Origin of the sequence: Variovorax sp. UC74_104 (assembly GCF_044055375.1) — a bacterium.
GTDB lineage: Bacteria > Pseudomonadota > Gammaproteobacteria > Burkholderiales > Burkholderiaceae_C > Variovorax.
Map to the genome: position 1 here is coordinate 470,112 of NZ_CP171978.1, position 20,882 is coordinate 490,993.

The window sequence follows — 20,882 nt, forward strand, 5'->3', positions numbered from 1 at the left end:
TCGTGTTCGTTCTAGAGCGCGGGCAGGAAGCGCAGCAGCGCATCGGCCACCGCTTCGGGCGCCTCGCGCTGCGGGAAGTGGCCCACGCCGTCGAGCAGTTCGCGGCGGTAGGGGCCGCTGAAGAAGCGTTCCTTGCCGGCCGAGGTGTCGGGATGATTGCAGGAATCGGCGGCGCCGTGCAGCACCAGCGTGGGTACCGACAGCACGGGCGCGGGGTTGAGCGCGGCATCGTCGGCCGCGTAGTGCGGATCGCCCGGCGCATGGCCCCAGCGATGGCGGTACGAATGCACCACCACGCGCGCCCAGTCGTCGCCCTCGAAGGCGGCGGCGGTGGCCTCGAACTCGGCGGGCTCGTACCAGCCGGCCGGCGCCCAGGTGTCCCACATCATCCGCGTGAAGGCGATGCGGTCGTCATGCACGGTGCGTTCGCCGCGCGGCGTGGCCATGTACCAGTGGTACCAGTAGTTGCGCGCCTGCGCGAGCGGCATCGGCTGGTCGGGTGCGTTGGTGCCGTAGCCGACCGACATCAGCGTGAGCGAACTCGCGACGCCGGGCCGCAGCCCGCAGGCATTGCCCACCGCACGCGCGCCCCAGTCGTGGCCGACGAGCGCGGGTTGATCGAGGCCGAGCGCGTCGATGAAGTCGAGCAGGTCGCGGCCCAGCGCCGAGAGCTGCCCGCTGCGCGGCGTATCCGCATGCAGGAAGGTCGTCGGCGCGAAGCCGCGCAGGGCAGGCAGCAGCACGCGCCAGCCGGCCTCGGCCAGACGCGCGGCCACGCCGTGCCAGCAGCGCGGGCTGTCGGGCCAGCCGTGCACCAGCACCGCGGTGGCCTTGCCCGCGGGGTTCCATTCCTCGTAGCCGATGCGCAGCAGCGGCGTGTCGACGAACTTGAGTGTGGCGTCGGTCACGGCGCTTTCCCCTTCGGTGCAGGCACCTCGATGCCCGGGAAGATCTTGATGACGGCGCTGTCGTCCTCGCGCGCAAATCCGGCGGTGGAGGCTTGCATGAACATCTGGTGCGCGGTGGACGACAGGGGCAGCGGAAACTTGCTCGCGCGCGCTACGTCGAGCACCAGGCCCAGGTCCTTCACGAAAATGTCCACGGCCGACAGCGGCGTGTAGTCGCCCGCGAGCACGTGCGCCATGCGGTTCTCGAACATCCAGCTGTTGCCCGCGCTGTGGGTGATGACCTCGTACAGCGCCGCCGGGTCCACGCCCTCGCGCAGGCCCAGCGCCATGGCCTCGGCCGCCACCGCGATGTGCACGCCGGCCAGCAGCTGGTTGATGATCTTCACCTTGCTGCCCGCGCCCGCCTTGTCGCCCAGGCGGTAGACCTTGGCGGCCATCGCGTCGAGCACGGCGCCGGCCTTCTCGTAGGCGACGGGCCTGGCGGCGGTCATCATCGTCATCTGTCCGCTCGCGGCCTTGGCGGCACCGCCGGAGATGGGCGCGTCGATGTAGAGGATGCCCAGCTTCTCCAGGCGCGCTTCCAGCGCCACCGACCAGTTCGGATCGACGGTGGAGCACATCACGAAGACGCTGCCGGGCTTCATCGACGCGGCGCAGCCGGGCGAGGTGCCGTCGCCGAACAGCACCGAGTCGGTCTGTGCGGCATTCACCACCACGCTGACCACGATGTCGCACTGCGAGCCGATCTCGGCCAGCGTGGCGCAGGCCGTGCCGCCCTCGCGCGCGAAGGCTTCGGCGGCCTCGCGGCGCACGTCGAACACATGCGGCGCATGGCCCGCGCGGCGCAGCGACTGCGCCATGCCGGCGCCCATGGCGCCCAGGCCCACGAGGCCGACGACGGGGGAGTTGGTGCTGGAAGTCATGCAGGTTTCTTTCGATGTTGGTCGGTCAGCGGTTGACCAGTTGCCTGGGCGTGAACCACACGCCGATGGCGCCGAGCACCAGCGCGCCGGCCAGCACGTACATGCCGATCTGCGTGCTGCCCGTGAGGTCCTTCAGGTAGCCGATGAGGTAGGGGCTCACGAAGCCTGCGAGGTTGCCCACCGAGTTGATGGCGGCGATGCCCGCGGCGGCGGCAGTGCCCGTGAGGAAGGCGGTGGGCAGCGACCAGAAGAGCGGCGCGCAGGTCAGCACGCCCGCTGCGGCGAGCGAGAGGAACGCCAGCGACACGGCCGTGTTCTGCGTGTACGAGGCGGCCACGGTGAAGCCCACCGCGCCCATCATGGCCGGCACGATCAGGTGCCAGCGGCGCTCCTGCCGGCGGTCGGCGCTGCGGCCGAAGAAGTTCATCGCGACGATGGCGCAGAGGAACGGAATGGCGCTGAGCAGCCCGATGTTCAGGTTGCCCTGCACGCCCGTGGCCTTGACCAGCGTGGGCAGCCAGAAGGTGAGTGCGTATTGGCCCATGACGAACGCGAAGTAGATGAACGCCATCCACCATATGCGCGCGTCGCGGAACACGCCAGCCACCGAGTGCGGGCCCTTGGCGCCATGGGCGGCGTCCTTCGCCACCTCGCGCTGCAGAAGGGCCTTCTCCTCGGCGCTCAGCCAGCGCGCCTGGGCGATGCCGTTGTCGAGGTAGAGGAGCACCGCCACGCCGATGAGCACGGCGGGGATGGCCTCGATCAGGAACATCCACTGCCAGCCGCTCATGGCCGACACGCCGTGGAAGCTGTCCATGATCCAGCCCGACAGCGGGTTGCCGAAGATGCCCGCCACGGGAATCGCCGACATGAACACCGCGATGATCCGCGCGCGCCGGTGCGCCGGGTACCAGTGCGTGAGGTACAGGATCACGCCCGGATAGAAGCCCGCCTCGGCCAGCCCGAGCAGGAAGCGCAGGATGTAGAAGCTGGTGGGCGTCTTCACGAACATGAAGCAGGCCGAGAGCAGCCCCCAGGTGATCATGATCCGCGCGATCCAGACGCGGGCGCCCACGCGGTTGAGCAGCAGGTTGCTCGGCACTTCGAACAGGAAGTAGCCCAGGAAGAAGATGCCCGCGCCCAGGCCGAACACGGTTTCGCTGAAGCCCAGGTCCTGGCCCATCTGCAGCTTGGCGAAGCCGACGTTCACGCGGTCGAGGTACGCGATCACGTAGCAGAGCATCAGGAAGGGCACGAGGCGCCAGAACACCTTGGAATAGGCGCGCTTTTCGAGCGCGGCATCGGCGGCGGCGGGCGACGCTGCGCCGGCCTGGAGGGTCGAGGAAGTCATTGGAAGGCTGTGTCTCGGATGATTTGTCAGGTCATCATACAAATTTGAGTTTTGTTGCCCGACCCGGGTAAACCCTCGAAAAACGCGCCTCACGGCGACTTTGTGGTGTCTTTGTGTGTCGGCTCAGCCGCCGACGGGCCAGCCTTCGACCAGCGGGCGGGCGAGCTGCTCGCCCTCCTGCTGCCAGAACACCGGATCGGCCTGCTCGATGCGGCGGATCGCGTTGTCCATGTGGCTCTTGGCGGCCTCGCGCGCGCGCAACGCATCGCCGGCCTCGATCGCCTCGACGATGCGCGCATGCTCCTGCGCCACCTCGCGCGCGAAATCCGCGCGGCGTGCCTCGTTGGCGCGCGTGACGCGGGTAGCGCCGTGCAGGAACTGCCGCAGGTACTGCAGCGTGCCGATCAGGAAGGGGTTGCGCGCCGCCTCGGCGATGGCGCGGTGGAAGAGCACGTCCTCGTCCGCGCCGTTGCCGCCGGCTTCCACAGCCGCATGCAATGCGGCGATGGCGTCGCGAATGCGCTGCATCTCCTCTTCGCTGCGCCGCTCGGCAGCCAGCGCAGCCACCTCGGCTTCGAGCGCACGACGCAGCTCGACCATCTGGATCACCGCCTCGCGCGAGGCCACGTGCGGCATCTCGAAGCGCAGCGGCTCCACGCCCGCGGCGCGCACGTAGACGCCGCTGCCCTGCCGCGAATCGAGCAGCCCCAGCGACTTCAGCCGCGACACCGCCTCGCGCACCACCGTGCGGCTCACGCCGAACTGCTCGGCCAGCGCGGTCTCGGTGGGCAGCCGGTCGCCTTCGGACAGGCGCCCGCTGCGCACCTCGGCCGCAAGCGCATCGGCCACCTGGTCGGCCAGGCGGACGGCGGGGGCGATGGACTGGAAGCGGGCGGTCATGGGTGCGAAAGTGGCGGGGCCTGCGACTCTAACGCAGGGCCCGCCACTTTCGCGGCGGCTGCAGTTCAGCCCAGCGCGTGGCGCGCAGCGTTCGCGATGCTCTTCGCATCGACGCCGAAGAAGCCGCGCAGCGCGGCGCGCGTGTCGCTGCGGCCGAAGCCGTCGGTGCCCAGCGTGATGTAGCGACGGCCTTCGGGCAGGAAGGCGCGGACGCTCTCGGGCACGGCGCGCACGTAGTCGGTGGCGGCGACGATCGGCGCCTTGCTGCCTTTGCCGAGCTGCTGCGCGATGAAGGGCATGCCGGCCTCGGCCTCGCCCGCCAGCGCGCGCTGCTCGCAGGCCAGCCCGTCGCGCGCGAGCTCGCTCCAGCTCGTCACGCTGAACACCTCGGCTTCGATGCCTTCGTCGGCCAGCAGCTGCGCCGCCTTGACGACCTCGGTGAGGATCGCGCCCGAACCCATCAGCGTGACCTTCTTCTTCGCCTTGCCCGATGCGGGAGCGTAAGTGGCGAAGCGGTAGCACCCGCGCAGGATGTCGCCTTCCGCGCCGGCCGGCACGTCGGGCTGCGCGTAGTTCTCGTTCATGAGCGTGACGTAATAGAACACGTCCTGCTGCTCGACCATCATCTCGCGGATGCCCGCGTCGACGATCACCGCCATCTCGCCCGCGAAGGCCGGGTCGTAGGCCTTGCAGTTGGGGATGGTCGCGGCCACGAGGTGGCTGCTGCCGTCCTGGTGCTGCAGGCCCTCGCCGCCGAGCGTGGTGCGCCCCGACGTGGCGCCCAGCAGGAAGCCTCGCGCACGCTGGTCGGCCGCGGCCCAGATGGCGTCGCCCACGCGCTGGAAGCCGAACATCGAGTAGTAGATGTAGAAGGGCAGCATCGCCAGCCCGTGCACGCTGTAGCTGGTGGCGGCGGCCGTCCAGCTCGCGATGGCGCCGGCCTCGCTGATGCCCTCTTCGAGGATCTGCCCGTCGGTGGCCTCGCGGTAGCTCAGCACCGAGCCGATGTCTTCCGGCGCGTAGCGCTGGCCCACGCTCGAATAGATGCCGACCTGCTTGAACAGGTTGGCCATGCCGAAGGTGCGCGCCTCGTCGGCCACGATGGGCACGATGCGCGGGCCCAGGGCCTTGTCCTTCATCAGGTTGCCCAGCATGCGCACGAAGGCCATGGTGGTGCTCATCTCCTTGCCGGCCGCGACGGTCGCGAACTGCGCGTAGCTCGCGATGTCGGGCTTGGCGACCACCTCGCAGGCGGTCTCGCGGCGCGGCATGGCGCCGCCGAGGGCCTCGCGGTGCTGGCGCAGGTAGCGCATCTCGGCGCTGTCCTCGGCGGGGCGGTAGAAGTCCATCGCGGTGGCCTGCGCGTCGGTCAGCGGCAGGTTGAAGCGGTCGCGGAACTCGATGAGGTCCACGTCGCCCATCTTCTTGTGCGAGTGCGTGGTCATCTTCCCCTGCGCGGCGCTGCCCATGCCGTAGCCCTTCTTGGTGTGGGCGAGGATCACGGTGGGCTGGCCGCGGTGCGCGGCGGCTGCGGCGTAGGCGGCGTGGATCTTCACGAGGTCGTGGCCGCCGCGCTTGAGGCGGTCGATCTGCTCGTCGGTCATGCCTTCGGCCAGGCGCGCGAGCTCGGGGTTCTGGCCGAAGAAGTTGTCGCGGTTGAAGCGGCCGTCCTTGGCCGCGAAGGTCTGCATCTGGCCGTCGACGGTGTTGGAGAACACGCGTGCCAGCGCGCCGCTGACGTCCTGCGCGAAAAGCCCGTCCCAGTCGCTGCCCCAGATGAGCTTGACGACGTTCCAGCCCGCGCCGGCGAAGAGCTTCTCGAGCTCGTCGATGATGCGGCCGTTACCGCGCACCGGGCCGTCCAGGCGCTGCAGGTTGCAGTTGACGACCCACACGAGGTTGTCGAGCTTTTCGCGCGCGGCGAGCGTCAGCGCGCTCATCGACTCGGGCTCGTCCATCTCGCCGTCGCCGAACACGCCCCACACCTTGCGGCCTTCGCAGTTCAGCAGGTTGCGGTGCGTGAGGTAGCGCATGAAGCGCGCGTGATAGATCGAGCTGATGGGGCCGATGCCCATCGAGCCGGTCGGGAACTGCCAGAAATCCGGCATCAGGTACGGATGCGGATAGCTGCACAGTCCGCGCGCGCCGCTGCCTTCGGCGAAGGCCGGCGCGGTGAGCTCCTGGCGGTAGTGCTTCAGGTCTTCCTCGCTCAGGCGGCCTTCGAGATACGCGCGGGCGTACACGCCCGGCGCGCTGTGCGGCTGAAAGAACACGAGGTCGCCGCGATGGTGCTCGCTGCGCGCATGGAAGAAATGGTTGAAGCCGGTCTCGAACAGGTCGGCCGCGCTCGCATAGCTGGCGATGTGGCCGCCGAGTTCGCCGTATGCCTGGTTGGCCTTGGCGACCATCGCGAGCGCGTTCCAGCGCATCAGCGAGGCCAGCTTCTCCTCGATGGCGAGGTCGCCCGGGAACGGCGGCTGGTCTTCCACCGCGATGGTGTTGACGTACGGCGTGGCGAGTTCGGGCTGCCAGCCGATGCGCTGCTGCCGCGCGAGTCGCGCCAGCTCGACCAGCATCTGCCTGGCGCGCTGCGGCCCCTGCGTCTGCGCCAGCGCGACGAAGGCATCGCGCCATTCGGCGGTCTCTGCGGGGTCGGGGTCGTGCGAGAGCTGCGTTTCATCCAGCAGCAGGGCGCGCATCTGGTCGGGCGAAATCGGGGCGTTCATGTCGGCACTTTAGGCCGCAATGGGGAGAATTAGCTACCGGCGAAGCCAAACCCGCGTTCCCGTCGCAGCATAAAATTCCGCCGAATTCAAAATAAACGGCATTTCATGCAACTGGACGCGATCGATCTGCGCATTCTGGACGAGCTGCAACGCGACGGCGCGCTGTCGAACGTGGAACTCGCGCGGCGCGTGCACCTGTCTCCCTCGCCCTGCCTTTCGCGCGTGAAGGTGCTCGAGGCCAACGGCGTGATCGACCGCTACGTCGCGCTCGCGAGTGCCAAGGCGCTGGGCCTCGGGCTCAATGTGTTCATCTCGATCAGCCTCACCACGCAGAGCAAGCAGTCGCTGGCCGACTTCGAGCAGCGCATCGCCGAGCACGACGAGGTGATGGAGTGCTACCTGATGACGGGCGACAGCGACTACCTGATCCGCATCGCGGTGGCGGACATGGCGGCGCTGGAGAAATTCATCCTGGAACAGCTCACGCCGATTCCGGGGATCGAGAAGATCCGCTCCAGCTTCGCGCTCAAGCAGGTGAGATACAAGACGGCGCTGCCGTTGCCGAAATAGGCACACCCCAGGCTTCGCGCACTGCGTGTCGCTGCGCCGACCCCCTCGCCGGGGGCGACACCTGCGGCCCGGCGAAGCCGGTTCCGTGGTGTCTCCCGGAAGAGGCAGGTTGTTGCGCCGATCAGAGGCCGATCAGGCCGCCGTCGTTCTTGGTGATGACGACGGTCGCCGAGCGCGGGCGGGTCTTCGCGCCGTCCGGCCAGTGGCTCAGGAACGTATCCGGCTTGGTGGCATCCGGCGAATTTTCGCCCGGGTGCTGGATGTTCACGAACAACGCACGACCGTCACCCGATTCAGCGATGCCCGTGATCTCGCAGTCCACCGGGCCGACCAGGAAGCGGCGCAGGCCGTCGGTGCCAGGGGCCTTGCCCACGAAGGTGGCTTGCGTGGCCGTGGTAGCGCCGTCGACGTTGGTGATGGTCTTCGCGCTGCCGTCGCCGACCTTGCCCGGCAGGGCACCGAGCAGCATGCAGTTGGTCACGTCGGTGTACTTGCCGTCGTCGGTTTCGATCCACAGCAGGCCGGGCGCGGCCTGGCTGAACCACATACCGTCAGGGCTGGAGAAGTCGTTGTCGGCGCCAAGGACGGACAGGTTCACATCGGCCGATGCGGTCGAGCGCGCGCCGAAGAGATACACGTCCCACTTGAAAGTGACGGCTGCCGGATCGCTACCGGCATCCGCGAAACGGATGATGTGGCCGTTCGGGTTGCCCTTCTGCGCGGTTTGGCTCGGCCCCTTGGGATCGTTGTATGAACGTGGATTGGCTGCATCGGTACCGGTGACCGTACGCGCCGAGTTGTTGGTGAGCGTGAGGTACACCTCGCCGTTCTTCGGATTGACGGCCGTCCATTCGGGACGGTCCATCTTCGTCGCACCAGCTGCATCGGCTGCGTGGCGCGCGTTGATCAAGACATCGGCTGCATCGGCGAAGGCGTACTTCGAATAGCTGGCGGTGATGTTGTTCACACCGAGCTTGAGTTCGAGCCAGTCGCCCGTGCCGTCGGCCTTGAACTTGGCGACATAGAGCTTGCCCTCGTCCATGTACTTGTCGCCGGCCGCGATGCCGCCACCGATGTCGGCGGCGTCCCAGGCCTTGGCGGACACGAACTTGTAGAGGTATTCGTTCTGCGAGTCGTCGCCCATGTACCAGACCAGCGGCTTGCCGACCACGACCGGGCCCAGGCAGGCGCCTTCGTGGCCGAAGCGACCGAGCGCGGTGCGCTTCTTGGGCGTGCTCGACGAATTGAACGGATCGATCTCGACCACCCAGCCGTAGGTGTTCGGGCCGTTGCGGTAGTCGTCAGTGGCGGTAGCGCCAACAACCTCACAGTTCCAGCGGCCATACAGGTTGTCGGCCGTATCGGGCGTGACGGTGGCCCAGAGCTCGCGGCCGTTGCCGATGGCGCTGCCGCTGCCGGCGACGCCGTAGCGACGGAAGGAGAGATCCTCCTTCGGCGTGCTGCCGGTGGCCGTGGTGCGGCGAAAGTAGCCGGCCCAGTTTTCCTCGCAGGTCAGGTACGTGCCCCACGGCGTCGTGCCGTTGGCGCAGTTGTTGACCGTACCGCGGGTCTTGCTGCCGTCGGTCGAGTATTTGGTCTTCACGTATTCGGTCTTGGCAGCCGGGCCCGAGAGAGTCATCTCAGTCAGCGTATGGACGCGACGGTTGAAGCTCGAGTCCTGCTTGTAGCTCCAGGCGCTGCCGGTCTTGTTGACCTCGATCACGCTCACGCCGTGCACGTAGAACTCGCGCAGCACTTCGTCGGCGACGGTGCGCGCGCCGCTGACGATGGTCTGGCCTGCGGGGTGCAGGAACGTGGACGTGATGGCTTCGTGGTTCATCACGAGCAGGCCACGCGTGGCGTTCACGGGGTCCCACTTGTTCGACGCATTCATGCCGAAGTAGGTCATGCCGTCGTGGTGGTCGCCGGCGCGGCGGTCGTAGGTGGTGGGGTCGTCGGAGCCGTCGTTCTTGTAGGCGGCAACGCCCGAGGCAATAGGGTCGCCCAGGCGGTAGAGCACGCTGGCGGTGTAGCCGGCGGGCACGGTGACGACGTCGGCGAGGCTCTTGGCGACGGCATTGAAGCCGAGCTTCATCGGAGCGGGGCTGGGTGCCGGAGTCGGCGCTGGTGCCGGGGCAGGCGCCGGTGCGGGAGCCGGGGGCAGGACGGGGAAGGCGGTGCCGCCACCACCGCCGCCGCCGCATGCCTGGAGCAGTGCGGTGCCGGCGGTGCCGACGCCCAGGCCGAACAGGTGGCGGCGGCTCAGGCGCGAGGCGATCAGGTCGGTGAACGAGGGGTTCGACGTGGGGTTGGTGCCGATGTCTTCGATTTCGACCGGACGATCGTCGGTGCGGGTGTTTGCGGTCATGCGCAATGTCTTTCTTCGTGGGTTGGAAAGGAAAACCAGCCCGCGAAGTTAGGCACTTCGTATGACGACTCCGTGAATTGCTCAGGCTCGGGTCAGGTTGAATCGGGTCTTTTCAGCATCCCTTCATCGACCCGTTCGCCAATCCCCGGGCCCGCGCGGCCCGCCGTTTCGCGCCGTTTCGCGCCCTCTCGTTCAGGGCGCGGGCAGCTGCCGCGGCCACAGCGCCCACAGCCGCAGCGGCTGGTTCATGCTCGCCGCGAAGCGGCCCGCATCGGCGCCGGTGCCCGCGAAGTAGTCGGCGCGCACGGCACCGAGGATGGCGCTGCCGGTGTCCTGCGCCACCACGAGCTTCTGCAATTGCGCCGCCGGCCCGTTGGATGCAAGCCACACCGGCGTGCCGTAGGGGATGCTCTCGCGATCGACCGCAATGGAGCGGCCGGCCGTGAGCGGCACGCCCTGCGCGCCGCGCGGACCGAAGGCGGCATCGACCTCGCTCATGGTCTCCTCGCGGAAGAACACGTAGCGCGGGTTGCTCCACATCAGCTGCGTCACGCGCTGGGGGTTCTGCGCGGCCCAGGCCTTGGTGTCGTCGGGCCACTTGCCGACCTTGGTCACACCCTGGCTGACGAGCCACTGCTGCACGCTGCGGTAAGGCTGCTCGTTGGTGGCCGAGAAGGCCATGCGCACGGTGTGCTGGTAGCCGTTGGCCTCGGTGATGCGCAGCCGGCCGGAGCCCTGGATGTGCAGCATCAGCGCGTCGATCGGGTCGGCCATCCACGCGATCTCGCGCCCGCGCAGCGCGGCCTGGGCCTCGGGCAGGGTCTCGATCTCCTGGCGCGTGTACCAGGGGCGGCGCGGCACGAGGCCATCGGGCGCCTGGTAGATCGGCACGTTGAAGGTGGCGGTGGGCACGCGCGAGGCTTCGTACACCGGTTCGTAGTAGCTGGTGAGCTTGCCTTCGGTCTGGCCGTTGAGCGCTTCCACGCGATAGGGCTGCAGCCGGTCGGTCATCCACTGGCGCTGCTCTTCGGGGGTGGCGATGGCGAGCTGGCGCACGTCGCGGCACAGCGGCGCGAAGGCGGCGTTGGGGCGCGAGCAGTTCGCCAGCAGCGCGATCCAGGCCTCGTGCAGCGGGTCTTCGCCGAAGCCCGGCAGCTCGCTCCAGCCGACCGGCACCCAGCGGCTCTTGGGATGCGCGAGCGAGCCGGTGAGCGGACCGAGGTCGCGCGGCTGGGTGGCGGGTGGGCGGATGGGGGGTTCGGGCGTGCGCGGGCCGGTCGAACAGGCGGCGAGCGTTGCTACGATCGCAAGCCCGACCAGCCACTGGAGTCCATTTCTCATGGGTTTGATTCTGCTTGAAGCCCTCGCCGCGGGACTCGTGTTCATCCTGATCATCTGGTGGACCATGTTTTCCGGCCGCAAAAAGGGTGAATTGCACGATGACGACGACGGCCCCGAAGTCGGCCCCGAAGACGGCCCCAAAGCCGGCCGCGACAGCACCGGCTCGAACAAGCCGCCCGGAACGTGAACTGCTCGTGCAGTCCCCCGGCGCGCGGCACTGTCGGACAAGCACCCGATTGCTATTGCTTTAGTAGCAATCATTGCAGCATTCATGCGCGAAGGCGAAACTTTTCTTATTTTCCGTAGGGCTTTGAGCCCGTACCATCACGCACTCCCCGAAGGCTGAGCTGTGCCCCGCCTGATTCAACCTTGAAAGGGATCGCCATGAAAAAGTTCGTACTCGCCACCACCGCCGCCGCACTCGTCCTGTCCGGGTGCGCGGGCGGCATGACCGACACGCAGCGCAACACCGGCATCGGCGCCGGCATCGGTGCACTGGGCGGCGCCGCCATCGGCTCGGCCACCGGCGGCAACCGCGGCGCCATCGGCACCGGTGCGGTGGTCGGCGCGGCAGCCGGCGCGCTCGGCGGCTACCTGTGGTCGCAGCGCATGGAAAACCAGAAGCGCCAGATGGAAGCCGCCACGCAGGGCACCGGCGTGGCCGTCACGCAGACGACCAACAACGAGCTGAAGCTGCAGATCCCGAGCGACGTGTCCTTCGACGTGGGCCGCGCCAACATCAAGCCCAACTTCGCGCCGGTGCTCGACCAGTTCGCCAGCGGCCTGCGCAACAACCCGAACGCAGAGGTGCGCATCATCGGCCACACCGACAGCACCGGCTCGGACGCCATCAACAACCCGCTGTCGGTCGAACGCGCCACCAGCACCCGCGACTACCTCGTGGCGCGCGGCGTGAACGCGGCGGCCTTCCGCATCGAGGGCCGCGGTTCGCACGAACCGATCGCCGACAACAACAGCGACGCAGGCCGGGCACAGAACCGCCGCGTCGAAATCTACGTGGGCGAGCGCGCGCCGCGAGGCTGACGATCTCCAGCACACGAAGGGAAACCGGCCGCGCTGAAAGGCCGGTTCCCGCCATCACCGTTCCATTGGTCCATTAAGAGGGAATCTCATGAGGAAGTTTGTTGTTTCGGGTGCGGCTGCCGCCGCGTTGCTGTTCATCGCGGGCTGCGCATCGCAGTCGGCGCCGCCGCCGGCCCCCGCGCCCGCAGCCGCTGCGGCCGCACCGGCCAACAGCTGGACAGCCCGCCTGGCCGCCCTGAAGACGGACCTCGAGACCTCCACCAAGGGCACGGGCGTCGTGATCGAGCAGACCACCGACAACCAGCTTCACCTGGTGATCCCGAACGAGCTGTCGTTCGACACCGGCCGCTCCAACGTCAAACGCAACCTCGCGCAGGTTCTCGACAAGGTCGCCGAAGGCCTGAAGAGCGCCACCGCCGCCAGCGTGCGCGTGGTCGGCCACACCGACAGCACCGGCAGCGAGGAAGGCAACGAGCGCCTCTCGGTGAGCCGCGCCGACAGCGTGCGCAACCACCTCGTGAGCCGCGGCATCTCGACCACGGTCATCACCACCGACGGCCGCGGCTCGCGCGAACCGCTGGCGGACAACAACACGGCCGCCGGCCGCGCACAGAACCGCCGCGTCGAAATCTTCGTGGCGGAAAAGGGCTGACCCCCAGGCTTCGCGCACTCCGTGCCGCTGCGCCAACCCCCTTGCAGGGGGCGGCGCCAGCGGCCCGGCAAAGCCGGTTCCGCAGTGTTTCCCCGAAGAATCCGGGGCTAGAGTTCTCGCAGACGGTTGGCCAACTCGACGGCCGACTTCACTTCCATCTTCTCGAACACGCGCGCGCGGTGGACCTCCACCGTGCGCACGCTGATCGCGAGCTGGTCGGCGATGAGCTTGTTCGGCAGGCCCTCGACCACCAGCCGCATCACGTCGCGCTCGCGCTCGGTCAGCTCGCCGATGCGCTCGGCCAGGCCCCGGCGCGCGCGCTGCACTTCCAGTGCCTGCAGCGACGCGCTCAGCGCATGCTCGATGCGGTCGACCAGCGCGTTGTCGGAGAAGGGCTTCTCGCAGAAGTCGAAGGCGCCGCGCTTGACCGCGTCGACGGCCGTCGGCACGTCGGCATGGCCCGTGAGGAAGATCACCGGCATCGCCGGCAGCAGGCCGCGCTCCACGATGCGGTCGAACAGCACCAGCCCGCTGGTGCCGGGCATGCGCACATCCAGCAGCAGGCACAGCGGCTGCTGCGGCAGCGGGCCATGGTCGAGAAACTGCTCGAACGCCTCGGCGCTCGCGAAGTGCTCGCTGGCCAGGCGACGCGAGCGCAGCAGCCAGGCCAGCGCCTCGCGCACGCTGGCGTCGTCGTCCACGATGAAGATCAAGCCGTCGATCAGCGGTTGCATATCAATTCAATTCCAAAAACAGGCACGAGCCCTTCGGGGGCGCCGCGGAACCGGCTTCGCCGGGCCGCTGGCACCGCCTCCTTCGAGGGGGTTGGCGCAGCGACACGAAGTGCGCGAAGCCTGGGGGTGAATCATGTACTGGGCAGCGTGAACCTGAAGACCGTGCCGCGCGGCTTGTTGGGCTCGAACATGAGCGCCCCGCCGTGCTGCTCCACCACCGTGCGGCACAAGCTCAGGCCGAGCCCCATGCCGTCGGCGCGCGTGGTGAAGAAGGGCGTGAAGAGCCGCTCGGCGACCTCCTCGCTGATGCCGCTGCCCAGGTCGGCCACGGAGAACTCGATCCAGCGCCGGCCGTCCTCCTGCACCGCACCGCCCACCGCCGTGGCGCGCGCCACGCGCAGCCGCAGCACGCGGCTGCCGACGTTGTCGGGGCTGTCCATGGCCTGCATCGCGTTGCGCGCGAGGTTCAGCAGCACCTGCTCGACCAGCGTGCGGTCGCACATGACCGCGGGCAGGCTGTCTTCCAGCACCACCTCGATGATCACGCCCAGCTTGCGCGCCTGCAGCCGCACCAGCGGCAGCACCGCGTCGATCAGCGCCTGCGGCGCGACGGCCTCGCGCGTGCGGTCGCGGCGGCGCACGAAGTCGTGCACGCTGCGGATCACCTGCCCCGCGCGGTCGGCCTGCTCGGCGATGCGCTTCACCGCCATCGCCACCTCGCCCTGGTCGCCCTTGGCGTCGGGGCCCAGCAGATTGAGCGAGCCGCTCGCGTAGCTGGCGATCGCGGCCAGTGGCTGGGTGAGCTCGTGGCTCAGCAGCGAGGCCATCTCGCCGACCGTGGCCAGCCGCGCGCTGGCCTGCAGGCGCTCCTGGCTGGCGCGCGAGAGCTCCTCGATGCGGCGCTGCTCGCTCACGTCGATGAACGCGCTCATCCAGCCGGTCTGCACCTTGTGCGCGTTGATCAGCGGCGCCTCGAAGATCAGCACCGGAAAGCGCGTGCCGTCCTTGCGCATGAAGACCGACTCGAAGCCCTCGCGCGGCGGCATGCCGCCGGCCAGCCGGCGCGCCTGCCGCTGCTGGTACTCGTGCGCGAGTTCGGTGGGCCAGTACGGAGCATCGGGCGCCTCGGCGTTGCCGGCCATGAGCTCCTCGGGGCTGAAGCCCACCATCTCGCAGAAGGCCGGGTTCACGTAGGTGATGCGGCCGCGCAGGTCGCGCGCGCGCAGGCCGGTGATGACGGAGTCTTCCATCGCCTTGCGGAAGGCCAGCGCGTCGGCCAGGTCGCGCTCGGCGCGCAGGCGGCGGCGCGTGTCGCGCGCCAGCAGCACCAGCACCGACACCAGCGCGATGGAAATCGCCGTGACCAGCGCCGTGAGCATGTTCGGGAACAGGTCGGGTGCGGCGCGCCAGCCGTCCACGCGCAGCATCAGCGCGGCGCCCGGCAGGTCGATGAGCTGCTGCGAGGTGAACACGCGCGTGCCGGTGCGCCGCGAGCTGCCCAGCGCCACCAGCCGCGTGCCGTCGGCCTCGGTGAAGGCCACTTCCTGGCCGCGCGTGAGCGTGGGGCCGACCAGTTCGATCAGCGCGTCGCGCAGCGAATAGCTCGCCACCAGGTAGCCGCCCGCGTCGATGGGCACGCACAGCTCCATCACCTCGATGCCGCCGCCGCCCGCTATCGGCACGTAGTGGCTCGGCGAATAGGCCGACGCGCCCAGCTTGCGCGCCGCGGCGCAGGCCAGCGACACGTCGGACTGCTCGGGGCCGCGCGTGTCCTCGTCGAGCACGCGCATGCGGTAGGGCGTGTTGACGGCCTGCAGCGGACGCAGCGCGGAGTCGCGCCATTCGAGCCGCAGCCATTCGCGGTGCTCGCGCAGCAGCGCGGCGGCCACCTCCGGCCACTTGGCGGGATCGGCGCCGGGCGCCTGCGTGGCGCGCAGGCTCTGCGCATTGCGCTGGAAGCCGCTGCGCAGGTCGGCGACCGCGTCGGCGGTGTCGCGGTCGAGCGCGGCCTGCACCTGCTCGACCTCGTGCCGGCCCGCGAGCCACACCACCGTGACCAGCAGCACCGACACCAGCACCGCCAGCAGCAGCCACAGGAACCAGCGCTGCCACAGCGAGCGCAGCCGCGCATAGGCCAGCAGCGCCCATCGCTGCGGTGCGACGGTCAGCAGCGCATCAGACATACCGGCAACACCACCACACGCAAGGTACGCGGCTTGTTCCAGGAACACCGCGGAACCGGCTTCGCCGGGCCGCCGGTGTTGCCCCCTGGAAGGGGGTTGGCGCAGCGACACGAAGTGCGCGAAGCCTGGGGGTCATCTAAAGAACGCTGTGCGAGAGCACGGGCAATTGAGTGCGCGTGCTCTGCACCTTCGCGGCGTCGATGTCGAACAGCACCACGCCTTCCTCGGTGGCCTGCTGCGCCACCACCGTGCCCCACGGATCGACGACCAGGGACTGGCCCCAGGTCTGGCGGCCGTTCTCGTGCGTGCCGCCCTGCGCGGGCGCGACCACCCAGGCCAGGTTCTCGATGGCCCGGGCGCGCAGCAGCACCTCCCAGTGCGCGGCGCCGGTGGTGCGCGTGAAGGCGCTGGGCACCAGCAGCAGGTCGGCGCCCTGCTTCGCGAGCGCGCGGTACAGCTCGGGAAAGCGCAGGTCGTAGCAGACGCTCATGCCCACGCGCCAGCGGTGGCCGTCGCGCGAGGGCAGCTCGAACACCACCGGCTTCGCGCCGGGCGCGATGACGCGGCGCTCGTCGTAGCGCTCGGTGCCGTTGTCGAAGAAGAAGAGATGGATCTTGTCGTAGCGCGCCACGCAGCGCCCGTCGGGAGAGAAGGCCAGCGAGCTGTTGAACACGTGCTCGGCGTCGGTGCTCTCGATGGGCAGCGTGCCGCCGACGATCCACAGCCCGAACTCGCGCGCCGCGTCGGCCAGGAAGCCCTGCACCGTGCCCGCGCCTGCCGTCTCGCGCAGGCCCAGCTTGTCGGTGTCGCGCGCGCCCATCATGCAGAAATACTCGGGCAGCACCGCGAGCTCGGCGCCGGCCGCCGCGGCCTGCGCGAGCAGGTCGTGGGCGCGCGCGAGGTTGGCTTCGCGGGCGATGGCCGACACCATCTGGATGGCTGCGACTTTCATTGCTTGGTCTCCGTTTTCTTGCCGTCGTCCGCGGTCCGCGAAGCCGGCGGCAAACCGGGCGCGCCGGGAATGGTCTGCGGCAGCAGCTGCAGCGTGCGCGGCACCTTCGCTATTTTGGGGTCTGCCCAGGTGCCTTCGATGTGGAACTCCTGGGTGGCCGCCGCCGCGAGCGGTTTGCTCAGCACCCACTGCGCAAGGAACGTGCCCAGGCCCACGGCGGGGTTGATGGCGGTGGCCACCAGCGCCGCGGTGCCTGCGTTGATCTCGGGCACGACCACCACGCGCAGGTCCTGCGTCTCGCGCACGATGTCGGCCGAGCCGTCCATCAGCGCCGCGGCGTTGACACCCTTCATCTGCAGGTTGTTGGTACTGGCGATGCCCTTGCTGATCTTCGCGTCGCCGCGGATGAAGTCGAAGGCGAAGCCCTCGCTGAACACGTCGCGGAAGTCGAGCGTGAGCCGGCGCGGCAGCGCCTGCAGGCTCAGCACGCCCAGCAGCTTGGCAAGCCCCGGGTCGGCCTTGAGGAACTGGCCCTGCTCCACGTCGAGCTGCAGCTGCCCGCCCAGGCTCGGATAGTCGAGCGAGAACGGCGAGCCGCGCCAGTTGACGTCGCCCTCCATCCTTCCGCGCCCGCGCCGCAGCACGCCCGGCATGCCGAAGCGCGTGAGCAGCTCGCCGGCATCGGCGATGTCGAGCCTGAAGGTCATGGCGGTGCGGCGCTGGCCGGCCGCCGCGCCGGGCACCGCGGCCCAGGTGCCCTTGGCCGCGAAGCTGGCCTCGGGCATGGTGAAGGCCAGCTTGTTGAGCGCCCATTCGCGCCCCGCGCCGCCGCGGTTGACCGCATCGATCTCGGCGCGGCCCAGGCGCTTGCCGAGCAGTTCGAAGTCGTCGATGACGATGTCCAGCGCCGGCAGGGTGCCGGGCTGCTCGTCGAGCAGGGCCTCGACCTGCGTGGCCTCGGAGGGCGCGATTTTCAGCCGCGCGAGCCGCGCATAGAGGCGCCCGGCCTGCGCGTGGCGGTATTCGGCATAGCCGCTGAGCTCGGTGGCGTCGATGTTGGCGCGCCAGACACCGCCGTCGCGCGTGCCGCCGAGCACCACGTTGTGCAGCGTGCGGCCCGCGATGCCCAGCTGCTGCGCGCGCACGGCGATGCGCGTGGGCAGGTAGGCCATCGACGGGTCGTCGGGGCGCTCCGCCGATTCGGCGCCCGCGCCGCCGGCCTCGCCGAGCAGCGACTGCCAGGCGGACATGTCGAGCTTGGCGACGTTGACGTTCGCGAACACGCCCTTGTCGGGCAGGCTGGCCGTCTCGCCCTGCGCGAGGCCCACGCCGATGCCGCCGCGCACCACGCGCGCCTCGCCGTTGGCCAGCAGGTCGCGCACGTACTGCACGGCGCCGACGCGGCCCAGGTCGAGCGAGAGCTGGTCCTGCGTGGCCACCGTCGCGCCCTGCTTCGTGGTTTCGCGCGCGAGCACCTTCTTCTCGATGCGCAGCGGCATCTGTTCCTCGGCCGCCTTCACCAGCGGCGGCGGCAGCTGCAGCGCGAGGCCCTGCAGGCTGCTGTTGAGCGAGAACTCGGTCGTGCCTTCGCGCACCGAGAAGGTGGCCGCGTAGGGCGTGCTGCCGGTCGCCTTCTTCGCGAGGCGGGCGAGCCAGTCGACCTCGCGCGCGCCGCGCAGGCCGTCCGCGGTGGCGGTGCCCTGCGCCTTCAGGGCCACCTCGCGGTTGGGGCCGGTGAAGCGGCCGCGGCCTTCCAGGCGGACGTCGCCGCCCAGGAGCCTGGCCTGCACGCCGGCCAGCGAGAAGCCGGTCTCGGTGAAGTTGACGGTGCCCTTCGCCTGCGAGAACGAAGGCGCCTCGGGCACCACCTGCAGCTCGTTGTCGGCCAGCACCACGCTGGCCTGCACCTTGGCGTTGTCCATGGCCTCCAGGGGCAGTTCGAGGTGCAGCTTGTAGTCGGCCGAGCCGGTGGCGCGAGCGGCCTGCATGACTTCGCCCACGCCGCCCGGCTCGATGCCCGCCAGCGGCGCGCCCGCGCGCAGCACCTCGGCCAGCGGCCCCTTGGCCTGCACGTCGACGCGCAGCACCTGCGCATGGTGCGACAGCTCCGGGATCTGCGCCTCGCCCTTGGTCACCTCCACGCCGGCGGTGCCCGCCAGGCGGCCGCGCGCGTTGCGCACCAGCATGCTGTCGCGCTCGAACACCAGTTCGCCCGAAAGGCCGGTGAGCGCCGGCCAGACGCGCGCGGGCGTGCCGTTGCGCGAAGGCGCGGCGGCCGTGGCGGCGGGCGGCGCGTAGGCGTAGTTGACGTCGGACACCTTGGCTGCAATGCGGAAGTCGCCCTGCTTCGGGTCCTTGAAGGGCATGTCGTGCAGGTCGCCGCGCACGCGGAAGTCGACGCTGCTCGCGACGCCCTTGGTGACGGCCTCGCGCACGTAGTCGCGCGTGTGCTGGGGAATGTCCAGCGGCAGGTAGCGGAACACGCGGGTGCCGTCGGCGCGCGTGAGCTTGCCCTGCAGGTCGAGCACGCCCGGAAAGCGGGACTTGCCGCTCGATGTGGCCGGATCGCTCGTGCGCCAGCTGGCCTGGGCCTCGCCTTCGGCGTCGGCGTTGGCGAAGCTGAGCTTCGACATCTGCAGCTGGGCGCTGCCGTTGCCGCTGTCGAGCTTCCATTGCAGCTGCGTGGAGAGCCGGTCGACGGGGATGACCGGCTCCTCGAACACGCCGGGGAATTCGAGCGTGCCCTGCGCGATGGCGAGCGTGGCGGTGCCGCCGGCGTGGGTGGCGTCGAAGTCGACGGTGGCGCCGCTCAGGCCCGGGGTGCCGGTGTGGATCTTCGGCGGTGGCGTGGCCGTGCCGGTGGCACTGGAGGTGGTGGCCGTGGTGGCCGTGATCGCGGCCGGTGCCGCCGCGTCTGCCTTGGACGGCTGGGACGCGATGCGCAGCCCGCTCACGCGGCCCTTGGCCTGGTAGCGGCTCGGCGCGCCCAGCGAGCCCTGCCAGTTCAGGTCGACGTGCTCGACGAGGCCGCGCGGCGCGTAGGCGTCGAGCAGGCGGTGCGTGGCATCGCCCAGCGGCAGCCGGTCGGCGATGAGGGCGAGCGCGGCCAGGTCGAGGCGGTCGGCGCGCATTGCGCCGTGCTCGGGCGTGCGGCCCCTGCCGGGCGTGTGCTGCAGCCACAGGTTGCCGCCGGGCCAGCGCATGCCGTCGGTGGTGTCGAACTGCAGTGCGGTGGTGGAGAACTCCAGCGTCTCCTCGGTGAGCTGCCCCGAGAGGCGCCCGGTGACGGCGCGCAGCACCAGCGGCTGCAGGCCCTTGTCGAGCGAGACGTCGACCTTGTCGAGCCCCAGGTCGACCGCGCCGCCGACGACCTGGCCGTCGTCCACGTCGGCCCACAGGCGCAGCGCGCCGTTGCCCTCGCGGATGCGGGCGTCCAGCGAGACGTACCGGCCGAGCCGGGTGACGTCGATGTAGGGCAGGTCGGCATAGAGCTGGCCGTCCCAGGTCTGCCAGTGGCCACTGCGGATGGACAGCAGCGGCTGGCGGAACTGGCCGCGCAGCGTGAAGCGCTGGCCCCAGCCGGCGGGCGGGGTGGCATCGAGCCGCAGGCTGTGGCGCCTGGCGCTGTTGCGCGCGACGAAGCGGACGTCGGTCAGCAGCAGGGGCTCGGCCTGGCGCTGCTCGTCGGTCCAGCGCACCGTGCCACCTTCGATGACCAGTTCGCGCTGCGCGAAAAACCAGTCGGCGCCGCGGGTTTCTCCGGTCGTATCGGTCGCCATGTGCAAACCAGCCACATGGAGTTTTCCCTGAGTGTCGCGGCGCACGTCGAGCTGCGGCCCCTCGATGTAGAGCTGCTCGAAGTTGAGCCGCCACAGCGAGCGCGGCGACACGCTGGCCACCACGCGTGCGAGGCGAAGGGCCTCCCGCTTGTCCGCGTCCTGCAGCACCACGTCGCGCAGTTCGAAGGCCGGGAAAAGCCCTTCGGAGCGGGCGGTGATCGATCCGATGCGAACCGGCACGCCGATGGCCTTGCTAGCCTGCGCCTCGAGCGCGTCACGAAAATCGCCGATTCGCGGCACAATCCACGCGTGTAGGACAACGACTGACAGCGCCAGCAGAAGCCATGCAGCGATCAACAGACCCAGCAGCCAGCGCGCCGTCACAGCGGTTATTTTGAGCAGACGTGAAGGGGAAGACGCCGTGTCGTTCATTGAGGATCGCGCTGTGTCC

General features: G+C 69.6%; 15 protein-coding genes. 4 read left to right on the plus strand and 11 right to left on the minus strand.

The window, feature by feature from the left end; genetic code table 11:
• Positions 1-11: 11 nt before the first annotated feature.
• From ACHMXA_RS02335 to mdeB, 5 genes are all read right to left on the minus strand, one after another.
• Positions 12-908: an alpha/beta fold hydrolase gene (locus ACHMXA_RS02335; protein ID WP_395318155.1), complete on the minus strand. Its 897-nt coding sequence runs from the start codon at positions 906-908 to the stop codon at positions 12-14.
• Positions 905-1,831 (minus strand): L-threonate dehydrogenase, encoded by a 927-nt coding sequence (gene ltnD / locus ACHMXA_RS02340; protein ID WP_395318157.1) that lies wholly within the window; start codon positions 1,829-1,831, stop codon positions 905-907. Before ltnD ends, ACHMXA_RS02335 begins: the two co-directional genes overlap by 4 nt.
• 25 nt (positions 1,832-1,856) lie before the next feature.
• Positions 1,857-3,182, minus strand: coding sequence for an MFS transporter (locus ACHMXA_RS02345; RefSeq protein ID WP_395318159.1), 1,326 nt, complete (start codon positions 3,180-3,182; stop codon positions 1,857-1,859).
• 123 nt (positions 3,183-3,305) lie between these two features.
• A complete protein-coding gene (locus tag ACHMXA_RS02350; RefSeq protein WP_395318161.1) occupies positions 3,306-4,082 on the minus strand; it encodes a FadR/GntR family transcriptional regulator in 777 nt (258 codons plus the stop codon).
• A gap of 65 nt (positions 4,083-4,147) precedes the next feature.
• A complete protein-coding gene (mdeB, locus tag ACHMXA_RS02355; RefSeq protein WP_395318163.1) occupies positions 4,148-6,808 on the minus strand; it encodes an alpha-ketoglutarate dehydrogenase in 2,661 nt (886 codons plus the stop codon).
• Positions 6,809-6,913: 105 nt separating this feature from the next.
• Between mdeB and ACHMXA_RS02360 the strand changes: the two genes are divergently transcribed.
• Entirely contained in the window at positions 6,914-7,378 is a 465-nt protein-coding gene (locus tag ACHMXA_RS02360; RefSeq protein ID WP_176665240.1) for an Lrp/AsnC family transcriptional regulator, read from the plus strand.
• A gap of 121 nt (positions 7,379-7,499) precedes the next feature.
• Here the strand turns inward: ACHMXA_RS02360 and ACHMXA_RS02365 are convergent, their stop codons facing one another.
• Positions 7,500-9,746, minus strand: coding sequence for a PhoX family protein (locus tag ACHMXA_RS02365; RefSeq protein ID WP_395318166.1), 2,247 nt, complete (start codon positions 9,744-9,746; stop codon positions 7,500-7,502).
• A gap of 192 nt (positions 9,747-9,938) precedes the next feature.
• Positions 9,939-11,087 (minus strand): murein transglycosylase A, encoded by a 1,149-nt coding sequence (locus ACHMXA_RS02370; RefSeq protein WP_395318168.1) that lies wholly within the window; start codon positions 11,085-11,087, stop codon positions 9,939-9,941.
• Between ACHMXA_RS02370 and ACHMXA_RS02375 the strand changes: the two genes are divergently transcribed.
• The 3 genes from ACHMXA_RS02375 (at position 11,086) to ACHMXA_RS02385 (ending at position 12,783) form a co-directional block, all read left to right on the plus strand.
• Complete coding sequence (locus tag ACHMXA_RS02375; RefSeq protein WP_395318170.1) at positions 11,086-11,274, plus strand: hypothetical protein; 189 nt, start codon at positions 11,086-11,088, stop codon at positions 11,272-11,274. The two genes, ACHMXA_RS02370 and ACHMXA_RS02375, sit on opposite strands and share 2 nt — an antisense overlap.
• A gap of 197 nt (positions 11,275-11,471) precedes the next feature.
• On the plus strand, positions 11,472-12,131 hold the full coding sequence (locus tag ACHMXA_RS02380) for an OmpA family protein (RefSeq protein WP_176665244.1): 660 nt from the start codon (positions 11,472-11,474) through the stop codon (positions 12,129-12,131).
• 88 nt (positions 12,132-12,219) lie between these two features.
• Positions 12,220-12,783, plus strand: coding sequence for an OmpA family protein (locus tag ACHMXA_RS02385; RefSeq protein ID WP_395318173.1), 564 nt, complete (start codon positions 12,220-12,222; stop codon positions 12,781-12,783).
• A 107-nt stretch (positions 12,784-12,890) separates the two neighbouring features.
• On the opposite strand, the gene ACHMXA_RS02390 is transcribed toward ACHMXA_RS02385, so the two are convergent.
• The 4 genes from ACHMXA_RS02390 to ACHMXA_RS02405 all read right to left on the minus strand — a co-directional run bounded on the left by ACHMXA_RS02390 (position 12,891) and on the right by ACHMXA_RS02405 (position 20,863).
• Positions 12,891-13,517 carry a response regulator transcription factor gene (locus ACHMXA_RS02390; RefSeq protein ID WP_395318175.1) on the minus strand — a complete coding sequence of 209 codons (627 nt, stop codon included), beginning with the start codon at positions 13,515-13,517 and terminating at the stop codon, positions 12,891-12,893.
• A 131-nt stretch (positions 13,518-13,648) separates the two neighbouring features.
• Positions 13,649-15,700 carry an ATP-binding protein gene (locus ACHMXA_RS02395; protein ID WP_176665247.1) on the minus strand — a complete coding sequence of 684 codons (2,052 nt, stop codon included), beginning with the start codon at positions 15,698-15,700 and terminating at the stop codon, positions 13,649-13,651.
• A gap of 136 nt (positions 15,701-15,836) precedes the next feature.
• Positions 15,837-16,652, minus strand: a complete 816-nt coding sequence (locus tag ACHMXA_RS02400; protein WP_395318177.1) for a carbon-nitrogen hydrolase family protein — start codon at positions 16,650-16,652, stop codon at positions 15,837-15,839.
• Positions 16,649-20,863, minus strand: coding sequence for a YhdP family protein (locus ACHMXA_RS02405; RefSeq protein WP_395318179.1), 4,215 nt, complete (start codon positions 20,861-20,863; stop codon positions 16,649-16,651). Before ACHMXA_RS02405 ends, ACHMXA_RS02400 begins: the two co-directional genes overlap by 4 nt.
• Between the last annotated feature and the right edge of the window lie 19 nt (positions 20,864-20,882).

What these genes read in the sequence shown, in the direction of transcription:
- ltnD (WP_395318157.1), bottom strand. Translation starts at nt 1,831, where the DNA reads ATGACTTCCAGCACCAACTCCCCCGTCGTCGGCCTCGTGGGCCTGGGC.
- ACHMXA_RS02345 (WP_395318159.1), bottom strand. Translation starts at nt 3,182, where the DNA reads ATGACTTCCTCGACCCTCCAGGCCGGCGCAGCGTCGCCCGCCGCCGCC.
- ACHMXA_RS02350 (WP_395318161.1), bottom strand. Translation starts at nt 4,082, where the DNA reads ATGACCGCCCGCTTCCAGTCCATCGCCCCCGCCGTCCGCCTGGCCGAC.
- mdeB (WP_395318163.1), bottom strand. Translation starts at nt 6,808, where the DNA reads ATGAACGCCCCGATTTCGCCCGACCAGATGCGCGCCCTGCTGCTGGAT.
- ACHMXA_RS02360 (WP_176665240.1), top strand. Translation starts at nt 6,914, where the DNA reads ATGCAACTGGACGCGATCGATCTGCGCATTCTGGACGAGCTGCAACGC.
- ACHMXA_RS02365 (WP_395318166.1), bottom strand. Translation starts at nt 9,746, where the DNA reads ATGACCGCAAACACCCGCACCGACGATCGTCCGGTCGAAATCGAAGAC.
- ACHMXA_RS02375 (WP_395318170.1), top strand. Translation starts at nt 11,086, where the DNA reads ATGGGTTTGATTCTGCTTGAAGCCCTCGCCGCGGGACTCGTGTTCATC.
- ACHMXA_RS02370 (WP_395318168.1), bottom strand. Translation starts at nt 11,087, where the DNA reads ATGAGAAATGGACTCCAGTGGCTGGTCGGGCTTGCGATCGTAGCAACG.
- ACHMXA_RS02380 (WP_176665244.1), top strand. Translation starts at nt 11,472, where the DNA reads ATGAAAAAGTTCGTACTCGCCACCACCGCCGCCGCACTCGTCCTGTCC.
- ACHMXA_RS02385 (WP_395318173.1), top strand. Translation starts at nt 12,220, where the DNA reads ATGAGGAAGTTTGTTGTTTCGGGTGCGGCTGCCGCCGCGTTGCTGTTC.
- ACHMXA_RS02390 (WP_395318175.1), bottom strand. Translation starts at nt 13,517, where the DNA reads ATGCAACCGCTGATCGACGGCTTGATCTTCATCGTGGACGACGACGCC.
- ACHMXA_RS02395 (WP_176665247.1), bottom strand. Translation starts at nt 15,700, where the DNA reads ATGTCTGATGCGCTGCTGACCGTCGCACCGCAGCGATGGGCGCTGCTG.
- ACHMXA_RS02400 (WP_395318177.1), bottom strand. Translation starts at nt 16,652, where the DNA reads ATGAAAGTCGCAGCCATCCAGATGGTGTCGGCCATCGCCCGCGAAGCC.
- ACHMXA_RS02405 (WP_395318179.1), bottom strand. Translation starts at nt 20,863, where the DNA reads ATGAACGACACGGCGTCTTCCCCTTCACGTCTGCTCAAAATAACCGCT.